This window comes from Psychrobacter sp. FME13 (genome assembly GCF_014861395.1).
GTDB lineage: Bacteria > Pseudomonadota > Gammaproteobacteria > Pseudomonadales > Moraxellaceae > Psychrobacter.
Genome location: NZ_RRYV01000353.1, coordinates 1 through 792 on the forward strand (window position 1 = coordinate 1; position 792 = coordinate 792).

Consider the following 792-nt stretch of genomic DNA (forward strand, 5'->3'; position numbering starts at 1 on the left):
AAGCCCATCAGCCTTGAAGCCGTCAAAACTAAAGCATTAGTCCGCCAAATATTTAACGACTCAAAGCGCTCAGCAGGCGCTCGCAGCATTGCCGCTATACTAATGAATGAACACGGCATCAAGCTGACCCGTTATATGGTAGGTAAACTTATGAGCAGCATGGGGCTTAAAAGCTGTCAGTTAAAGACGCATAAATACAAGCACTGTGATGAAGAACACAAAGCTCATGACAACATACTGAACCGTAACTTTAGCCCCACATCGCCCAATCATGTCTGGACAGGTGATGTCACTTATGTTCGCATTAAAGGCGGCTGGTGCTACCTAGCTATCGTTTTAGATTTATATGCTCGTCGTATTGTTGGCTTTGCTGTATCAGATTCGCCTGACAGTATGCTGACAACCAAAGCGCTGCAGATGGCGTATCAGTCGCGCTTAAAGCCAAGTGGGGTGTTGTTTCACTCTGATCAAGGCACCCATTACACTAGCAAGAAGTTTGCTGAATCTGTGGCAAGTTGTAATGGCATGAAGCAGAGCATGAGCCGAAAAGGTAACTGTTGGGACAACGCGCCAACTGAAAGGTTCTTCAGGAGCTTTAAAACAGAATGGATGCCAAAGGGCGGTTATGAGAATATTGCTGAAGCTCGGACTGCCATTATTGATTATATTTGGGGCTATTATCAGTCAGTGAGACCACACCGTTTTAATGACTATTTAACACCGCTAGAAAAAGAGAAACGCTACTTTAACAAAAACCTCTTATCAGGTGTCCTAAATTAGTTGACCACTACA

General features: G+C 44.3%; 1 protein-coding gene. It reads left to right on the forward strand.

The annotated features are described in order from the left end of the window. On the forward strand, positions 1 to 780 hold a 780-nt coding region (locus EI164_RS16550), incomplete at its 5' end, for an IS3 family transposase (protein WP_192521052.1). Positions 781 to 792: the final 12 nt, after the last annotated feature.